At 61.7% G+C, this 8,988-nt stretch carries 8 protein-coding genes; 7 read left to right on the forward strand and 1 reads right to left on the reverse strand.

Features of this window, described 5'->3' with window-relative positions; translation table 11 throughout:
- The 7 genes from G454_RS19375 to G454_RS0113950 all read left to right on the forward strand — a co-directional run.
- Nucleotides 1–205, forward strand: a 205-nt coding sequence (locus G454_RS19375) for a zinc ribbon domain-containing protein (protein ID WP_035107959.1), incomplete at its 5' end; no start/stop codon positions are given.
- A 179-nt stretch (nt 206–384) separates the two neighbouring features.
- On the forward strand, nt 385–1,284 hold the full coding sequence (gene glyQ, locus G454_RS0113925) for a glycine--tRNA ligase subunit alpha (protein WP_027719087.1): 900 nt from the start codon (nt 385–387) through the stop codon (nt 1,282–1,284).
- A complete protein-coding gene (gene glyS / locus G454_RS0113930) occupies nt 1,281–3,374 on the forward strand; it encodes a glycine--tRNA ligase subunit beta (RefSeq protein WP_027719088.1) in 2,094 nt (697 codons plus the stop codon). Before glyQ ends, glyS begins: the two co-directional genes overlap by 4 nt.
- Before the next feature lie 116 nt (nt 3,375–3,490).
- Nucleotides 3,491–4,129, forward strand: a complete 639-nt coding sequence (gene ccpN / locus G454_RS0113935) for a transcriptional regulator CcpN (RefSeq protein ID WP_027719089.1) — start codon at nt 3,491–3,493, stop codon at nt 4,127–4,129.
- The gene (locus tag G454_RS0113940) at nt 4,104–4,967 is read left to right on the forward strand and encodes a pyruvate, water dikinase regulatory protein (protein ID WP_027719090.1); all 864 of its coding nucleotides are present in this window, start codon (nt 4,104–4,106) and stop codon (nt 4,965–4,967) included. The genes ccpN and G454_RS0113940 overlap by 26 nt, the downstream gene beginning before the upstream one ends.
- Complete coding sequence (gene ppdK, locus G454_RS0113945; RefSeq protein WP_027719091.1) at nt 4,957–7,611, forward strand: pyruvate, phosphate dikinase; 2,655 nt, start codon at nt 4,957–4,959, stop codon at nt 7,609–7,611. The genes G454_RS0113940 and ppdK overlap by 11 nt, the downstream gene beginning before the upstream one ends.
- A gap of 104 nt (nt 7,612–7,715) precedes the next feature.
- Nucleotides 7,716–8,681 (forward strand): HD-GYP domain-containing protein, encoded by a 966-nt coding sequence (locus G454_RS0113950; RefSeq protein WP_211230111.1) that lies wholly within the window; start codon nt 7,716–7,718, stop codon nt 8,679–8,681.
- A gap of 139 nt (nt 8,682–8,820) precedes the next feature.
- Here G454_RS0113950 and G454_RS21060 read toward each other — a convergent pair.
- Nucleotides 8,821–8,988: zinc ribbon domain-containing protein (locus G454_RS21060; protein WP_156896821.1), on the reverse strand; the 168-nt coding region annotated here is incomplete at its 5' end.

Below are 8,988 nucleotides of genomic sequence, written 5' to 3' on the forward strand. Positions count from 1 at the left end.
CAAGGCCGCCCTTGCCGGGGTGCCCGTAATCTACGTCGACCCCAAGGAGACTTCCAAGACCTGTCCGCGGTGCGGGAATGTTTCCCGCTACAACCGGAAAACCCATGCCTGGTTCAAGTGCATCAGGTGCGGGTACCAGTCCGATGCGGACAGGGTTGGGGCTTTGAACATTGCCGCCAAAGCGCTCGATGCTCTCGGGGCATGACCCTGGGAGAAAGGGGAGCGTGGCACCCCTAAAGGCCAAGGTGATGATCCGGGTCATCCGGGGAATGCTGGCTAACCTGCGGTTGATCAGCCGCCATCCCACGACGGGATGCCCCCCAATTTATTGGGGGGAGGATGTCACATACCACTTTTTTCTCTATTACAGGGGGGAATGTAGACATGAATTTTCAAGACCTGATCCTGGCTTTAAGCCGCTTCTGGGCCGATCAGCACTGCATCATCCAGCAGCCGTACGACCTGGAGAAGGGGGCCGGCACCATGAACCCGGCTACCTTCCTGCGGGTGCTGGGGCCGGAGCCCTGGCGCGTGGCCTATGTGGAGCCTTCCCGCCGCCCTACCGACGGGCGCTACGGGGAGAACCCCAACAGGCTGCAGCACTATTACCAGTACCAGGTGATCCTGAAGCCGTCCCCCGACGATGTGCTGGAGATTTACCTGGAGAGCCTCAAGGCCATCGGCATCGACCCTTACAAGCACGACGTGCGCTTTGTGGAGGATAACTGGGAATCCCCCACCCTTGGCGCCTGGGGGCTGGGCTGGGAGGTCTGGCTGGACGGGATGGAAATCACCCAGTTCACCTACTTCCAGCAGTGCGGGGGCATCGACTGCCGGCCCGTTTCTGCCGAGATAACCTACGGCCTGGAGAGGCTGGCCATGTACATTCAGGGCAAGGACAATGTTTTCGACATTGAGTGGGCGGATGGCCTCACGTACGGCGATGTGCATTACCAGGGTGAGGTGGAACACTCTCACTACAATTTTGAGCAGGCCGACACCGAAATGCTCTTCAAGCTCTTTGAAATGTACGAGAGGGAAGCGCGACGCATCGTGGAAAAGGGTCTGGTCCTGCCGGCCTACGATTACGTGCTCAAGTGCTCGCACACCTTTAACCTGCTGGATGCCCGGGGGGCCATCAGCGTCACCGAACGCACGGCCTTCATCCACCGCGTGCGCAATTTGGCCCGGGCCTGCGCCGAGGCCTACCTGGCCCAGAGGGAGAAGCTGGGCTTTCCCTTGCTTCAGAAGGCTTCAGCCGCGAGAGGAGGGGCAACTCGATGAGCGAAAGGGATTTCCTGCTGGAAATCGGCACGGAAGAAATACCGGCGCGCTTCATAGACCCCGCCGTGGAGCAGCTAAAGGAGCTGGCGGCGGCGGTCCTGCAGGAAAACCGCCTGCGCTACCGGGAAATTAAAACCTTCGGCACCCCCCGGCGCCTCACCCTTTACGTGTGCGGCCTGGCCGAAGTGCAGGACCCGCTGGTGCAAGAGGTGAGGGGGCCGGCGGTGAAGGTGGCCTTTAACCAGGCGGGGGAGCCGACGCGGGCGGCGCTGGGCTTTGCCAAAAGCCAGGGCGTGGAGGTAAAGGACCTGGTCATAAAAAGCGTGGGGCCGGTGGAATACGTTTTTGCCGTTTTGCGCCAGGAGGGCCGCCCTGCCATGGAGGTGCTGCCGCAGATCTGCCCGGCCCTCATCTCCGGGCTGCACTTTCCCAAGCCCATGCGCTGGGGAAACCTGGAGGTGCGCTTTGCCCGCCCCATCCGCTGGCTCCTGGCCCTCTACGGGAGCGAAGTGGTGGAGTTTACCTACGCCGGGTTGCGGAGTGGGCGCGTTACCTACGGGCACCGCTTTTTAAGCCGGGGCCCGCTGGAAGTGGAACATGCCGCCCATTACTTTGAAATTATGGAGAAAGGCCGGGTGGTGGTGGACCATAGGGCGCGGCGGGAGATGATCTGGCGCCAGGTGCAGGAGCTGGCCGCGCGCATCGGGGGACGGGTGGAGCGCGATGAGGAGCTTCTGGCCGAGGTGGCCAACCTGGTGGAGTACCCGGTGGCCCTCTGCGGCAGCTTTGAGGAAAGCTTCCTGGAGCTACCGGGGGAAGTGCTCATCACCCCCATGCGAGAGCACCAGCGCTACTTCCCCGTTTGGGATGCCCAGGGGAAGCTCCTCCCCCGCTTTATTGCCGTGGCCAACGGCAACGAGGAACACCTGGACACCATCCGCACGGGCAACGAGAGGGTGCTGCGGGCGCGCCTGGCCGATGCCGTTTTCTTCTGGAAGGAAGACCTGGCGGTGCCGCTGGCCCGAAGGGTGGAGGACTTAAAGAAAGTGGTCTGGCAGGAAAACCTGGGCTCGCTTTACGACAAGGTGGAGAGGCTGGTGGGGCTCTCCCGCTACCTGGCAGGGGTATTCCACCTGGCGCCGCAGGAGAGGGAAAAAGTTTCGCGGGCCGCCTACCTGTGCAAGGCCGACCTGGTGACCACCATGGTTTACGAGTTTCCCGAATTGCAGGGAGTAATGGGGCGCGAATACGCCCTGCGCGGTGGGGAGGATCCGGAGGTAGCCTGGGCCATCTTTGAACATTACCTGCCCCGGTTTGCTGGCGACGCCCTGCCGGCCACCATGGCCGGGCGCATCCTGAGCCTGGCAGAAAAGATGGACAACCTGGTGGGCTGCTTTGCCGTGGGTATTGAGCCCACGGGCTCCCAGGACCCTTACGGCCTGCGCCGGCAAGCCCTGGGCTTCTGCCACATCGTCCTGGACGGGAGGCTGGTTTTCTCCTGGCGGGAGCTTGCCGAGCAGGCGTACGAGCAGTACAGGAGGCAGGTAAAGCTGGATCTGCCCAGGGAAGCCCTCTTGTCCAGGCTGGCGGAGTTCTTTGCCCAGCGCCTGAGGGGTATTTTTACGGAGCGGGGTTTCTCCTACGACACGGTGGAAGCGGTGCTGGCCGTGGGCTTTGACGATATGGCCGGCGCCCTGGAGCGGCTGCAGGCCCTCGCCGCCTTCCGGGAGGGGGAGGAGTTTGAAGCCGTCCACACCGCCTTCACCCGTGCCCACAACCTCTCCCGCCGGCACGGCTCCACCACCGTGGATTACGCCGCCCTGGTGCACCCGGCGGAGGTGGACCTCTACAGGGCCATAAGGGAAGTGCAGGGGGCGGTGGAAGAGCACCTGGCACAGAGGAGGTTCCTGGAAGCTTTGAAGGCCGTGGCCCGGCTAAAGGAACCGGTGGACAGCTTTTTTGATGCCGTGATGGTCATGGTGGAGGATGAGAAAACCCGTAACAACCGGCTGGGGTTGCTAAAGGCGGTGGCCACCCTGGTCTTAAATGTGGCCGATTTAAGCAAGCTGGTCATTTCCCAGGCGGGATAAACATATATGTATACATGATTCATGCTTAATTTGACAGGAGATGGGCCTACCGACGTATAATATAATTACCTTGAGAACCGATTAGTGTAACACAATTGCCTTGAGGGGCGGTAAAATTGGAGCTGACCAAGAGGCAGGAAGCCATCCTGGAAATCGTTAAAAAGGAAGGGCCCATCACCGGCGAGCAAATTGCCGAGCGCCTGAAGCTCACCAGGGCCACCCTGCGGGCCGATATGGCCATTCTCACCATGGCGGGCCTCCTGGAGGCCCGCCCGCGGGTGGGGTATTACTACAGCGGTAGGACCCCCAACAAGCTCATTGCCGAAAAGCTCCACCGCATAAAGGTGGGTGAGGTTAAGTCCGTGCCGGTGGTGGTTTCGGAGCGCTGCTCCGTCTACGATGCGGTGGTGACCATGTTCATCGAAGACGTGGGCACCCTCATTGTGGTCCGGGAAGGGGGCATACTGGAAGGGGTTGTTTCACGCAAGGACCTCCTGAAGACCACCCTCGGCGGTCACAACATTCACCAGCTACCCGTGGGCGTGGTGATGACCCGCATGCCCAACGTGGTCACCGTAGGCCCCGAGGAATCGGTGTGGGCGGCGGCCAAGAAGCTGATCACACACGAGGTGGACGCGCTACCCGTGGTGCGGCCGGTGGAAGGCGGGGACCCGCGGAAAGACCTGGAGGTCATCGGGCGCTTCACCAAGACCAACGTGGTCCGCCTCTTTGTGGAGCTGGGAGAAGGGAGTTAAGGGGGAGGTAACCATTTCTGGCATCAACCCGTCCATTTACATCATTTCCGACTCCATTGGGGAAACTGCGGAGCTGGTGGCCAGGGCGGCTGCCAGCCAGTTTGATTCCGGGGCGGTGGACATCCACCGCGTGCCTTTTGTGCATGACGTAGAGGAGATAATCGAAGTCGTGCGGGAAGCCAGCGCTTCCCCTTCCATCATTGCTTACACGCTGGTGGTGCCCGAGCTGCGGGAGGCCCTGGAAAGGGAGGCCCGCCGCTATGGCATACCCACCGTGGACATCCTCACCCCCATGTTAAACGCCCTCGTACAGGTGGGGGGCAGGAAGCCGCGGCTTGAACCGGGCCTCATCCGCCGCACCGATGAAGAATACTTCCGCAAGATGGAGGCCGTGGACTTTGCCGTCAAGTACGATGACGGGAAAGACCCCCGCGGCATCCTGCGGGCGGACGTGGTGGTTATTGGCGTCAGCAGGACTTCCAAGACGCCCCTCTGCATGTACTTGGCCTACAAGGCCATTAAGGCGGCCAACGTGCCCCTGGTGCCGGAAGTGGCCCCGCCGGAGGAAATTTACAAGCTGCCCCCTCACCGGGTGATCGGGCTGACCATTGATCCCCACAAGCTCCACGAAATACGGCGGGAGCGCTTAAAATCCCTAGGGCTTACCTCGGATGCCAACTACGCCAGCATGGAGCGCATCCTCTACGAGCTCGAGTACGCGGAAAAAATCATGCGCCAGGTGAAGTGCCCGGTCATCGACGTGACCAACAAGGCTGTGGAGGAAACTGCCAGCCGCGTCCTGGAGATTTATTACAGGGGGGAGAGAAATGTCAGGTAAAAAATACGTTTACCTGTTTGAAGAGGGCCACGCGGGGATGAAGGACCTTCTCGGTGGTAAAGGAGCCAACCTGGCGGAAATGACCAATATAGGGCTTCCCGTGCCGCCGGGCTTTATTATTACCACCGAGGCCTGCCGGGAGTTTTACCGCTGCGGCCAGCAGTTTCCCCCGGGGCTGGAAGACCAGGTGCGGGAAATGATGGGGGTGCTGGAGAAAAAGACGGGCAAAGTTTTTGGTGACCCCGCAAACCCGCTCCTGGTGAGCGTGCGCTCCGGCGCGCCCGTGTCCATGCCGGGCATGATGGATACCATTTTGAACCTGGGCTTAAACGACCGCACCGCGGAAGGGCTGGCCCGGCTTGCCCACCGGCGCTTTGCCCTGGACTGCTACCGCCGCCTCCTGCATATGTTTGGCGATGTGGTGCTGGGCGTGGAGCACGCCAAATTCGAACTCATCCTGGAAAGGTGGCGCCAGAAGCGGGGAGTGCGCTACGACTACGAGCTTTCCGACGAAGACCTGGACCAGGTGGTTGAGGAATACAAGGCGCTCATTGAAGGGGAGACGGGCCGCCCGTTCCCCCAGGACCCCACCGAGCAGCTTTTCCTGGCCATCCGGGCCGTGTTTAACTCCTGGAATAACGAGCGGGCCGTTGTTTACCGCCGCATCCACAGAGTCCCCGACGACCTGGGAACGGCGGTAAACGTGCAGGTGATGGTTTTCGGCAACCTGGGCAGCGACTGCGGCACCGGGGTGGCCTTCACCCGCGACCCGGCCACCGGGGTGCGGGAGCTTTACGGCGAGTACCTGCCCAACGCCCAGGGCGAGGATGTGGTGGCGGGCATCCGCACGCCGCTGCCGATTGAGACGTTAAAAGAAGAAATGCCGGAAATCTACCGGCAGTTTGCCGACGTTTGCGAGCGCCTGGAAAAGCACTACCGCAACATGCAGGATATTGAATTTACCGTCGAGCGCGGCAAGCTGTACATCCTGCAGACCAGGGCGGGCAAGCGCACCGCCCAGGCAGCGGTGAAGATAGCCGTGGACATGGTGCGGGAGGGCCTCATCACCAAAGAGGAGGCGCTCCTGCGGGTGGACCCGGCGCAGCTGGACCAGCTGCTGCACCGGCGCATTGACCCCCGCGCCAAACTCAACGTCATTGCCCGGGGATTGCCCGCTTCGCCGGGGGCGGCCAGCGGGAAGGTGGTTTTCGACGCCGACGAAGCCGAGGCCCTGGGCAATAAGGGGGAAAAGGTCATCCTGGTGCGCACGGAAACCACGCCCGACGACATACACGGCATTGTGGCCGCCCAGGGAGTGCTTACTTCCCGCGGCGGCATGACCAGCCACGCCGCCGTGGTGGCCAGGGGCATGGGCAAGCCCTGCGTTTGCGGGTGCGAGGCCATCCGCATTGACTACGATAGGGAAGAGTTTTACGTGCAGGACCTGGTGGTGAAAAAGGGCGACGTCATAACCATTGACGGCGCTACGGGCCAGGTCATGCTTGGGGAAGCGCCCCTTGTGGAGCCGGAACTCTCCCCGGAGTTCGAGGAGCTGCTGCGCTGGGCCGACGAGGTCCGCGTGCTGGGCGTGCGGGCCAATGCCGACACTCCGGAAGATGCCGCCAGGGCCCGCGCCCTGGGGGCCGAGGGTATCGGCCTCACGCGCACCGAGCACATGTTTATGGCCCCCGACCGCCTGCCCATCGTGCAGGAGATGATCATGGCCGCCACCCCGCAGGAACGACAGGCGGCCCTGGAAAAGCTCCTGCCCATGCAGCGGGAGGACTTTTACGGCATTTTAAAGGCCATGGAAGGCTACCCGGTGACCATCCGGCTGCTGGACCCGCCCCTGCACGAATTCCTGCCTAACGGCGAAGAGCTGGCCGTGGAGATTACCCGCCTGCGCCTCACCGGCGGCTCCGAGGAAGAAATCAGGGCCAAGGAGGAGACGCTTAAAAAAGTGCGGGCGCTGGCGGAGTTCAACCCCATGCTGGGCCACCGCGGCTGCCGCCTGGGCATTACCTACCCGGAAATATATGCCATGCAGGCGCGGGCCATCTTCCAGGCTACCGCCAGGCTGGTGAGGGAAGGCGCAAAGGTCTTTCCCGAGGTGGAGATCCCCCTGGTTAGCGATGTCAAGGAACTGGCCCTCCTCCGCCAGCTGGTTAACCGGGTAGCGGAGGAGGTCAAAAGGGAAACGGGCGTGGAATTTGAATATGCCGTGGGCACCATGATTGAGGTACCGCGGGCGGCCCTCCTGGCCGACGAGATTGCCCGGGAGGCAGATTTCTTCTCCTTTGGCACCAACGACCTTACCCAGACGGTCTTCGGCTTTTCCCGGGACGATGCCGAGGCAAAGTTCCTGCACGAGTACGCAGAAAAGAAAATCCTGCCGGAGAACCCCTTCATCGTCTTGGACCAGGCCGGGGTGGGCAAGCTGATGCAAATTTGCGTGGAGCTGGGTCGCCGGGCCAAGCCCGGGCTGGTCATCGGCATCTGCGGGGAGCACGGTGGGGAACCGGCTTCCATTGAGTTTTGCCACCGCCTGGGCTTAAACTACGTCAGCTGCTCCCCCTACCGGGTGCCTGTTGCCCGCCTGGCCGCCGCCAGGGCTGCGCTCAAAGCCAAGGCCTCCCCGCAGTGAGCGGGGAGGTTTTTACTTTCCTCGACAGGAAAAAGGTCCCGCGGCGGCGAAAGTTTTAACAAAAACCGCAAGGGAGAAAAATTATGGAGGAGATAAATTTCTCCTTGGCGCGGCTGGCACTGGAATCCATGCCCGGACCGGTGGTTATCACGGACCTCGCCGGACGGATTGTTTACCTCAACCGGGCCGGCGAGGCGGCAATGGGAGTAAGGAGGGAAGAAGTTCTCCACCGCCCTCTGGTGGAGGCATTTTACAAAGGGGAAAAATTCGACGCCAAGGGACGCTACCGCAGCCCCGTCCTGGAAACCCTGGAAACGGGCAAGGAGTTTCCCGGGGGCATTTTGGAGATAAGGGCCTTCCCCCACGCGCTCCCCAAGCTGTACCTGGTGCATACCTTTTTCGTGCGGGAAGAGAGCGGCGAGGTAGCGGGGGTTTGCGGCATTTACAACGACCTCATGCAGAGCCGCGAGCTGACCCGGAAAGCGGTCCTCAACCGCCTGGTGACCATTTCCCAGCAGTTTGAAACCATTTACGCTTTTGCCGAAGCCATTGGAGCACGGGACCCGTACACCATGGGCCACTGCGAGAAGGTGGCCGAGTACGCGCGCCTGATTGCCGAGGCCATGGGCCTGGGGGAGAAGGAGATCAGCCTGGCCTACATCTGCGGTATAGTCCACGATGTGGGCAAGATCGGCGTACCGGAGAGCATTTTAAACAAACCGGGCTCTCTTACCAAAGAGGAGTTTGCCTATATAACCCTCCACCCGGAAAAGGGGGCCAGCATTCTTTCCCACATCAGCTGGCTTGAGGATGTGGTACCCGTAGTGCTGGCCCACCACGAGCGCTATGACGGCGGGGGCTACCCCATGGGCCTGAAGGGCGAGGAAATACCGCTTCTGAGCCGCATTCTGGCCGTGGCCGACGCTTTTGACGCCATGACCTCGGACCGCAGCTACCGGAAGGCTCTACCCCTGCCCGTGGCCGTGCAGGAATTAAAGCGCCATGCCGGGAAGCAGTTCGACCCGCAGGTGGTGGAGGCATTTCTGGAGATCATAGGCCACCTGGTTTAGTGACATCCTCCCCCCAATAAATTGGGGGCATCCCGTCGTGGGATGGCGGCTGATCAACCGCAGGTTAGCCAGCATTCCCCGGACGACCCGGATCATCACCTTGGCCTTTGGGGGTGCCACGCTCCCCTTTCTCCCAGGGTCATGCCCCGAGAGCATCGAGCCCTCTGGCGGCAATGTTCAATGCCCCAACCCTGTCCGCATCGGACTGGTAGCCGCACCTGATGCACTTGAACCAGGCATGGGTTTTCCGGTTGTAGCGGGAAACATTCCCGCACCGCGGACAGGTCTTGGAAGTCTCCTTGGGGTC

The sequence above is a fragment of the Desulfovirgula thermocuniculi DSM 16036 genome, assembly GCF_000429345.1.
Classification (GTDB): domain Bacteria; phylum Bacillota; class Desulfotomaculia; order Desulfotomaculales; family Desulfovirgulaceae; genus Desulfovirgula; species Desulfovirgula thermocuniculi.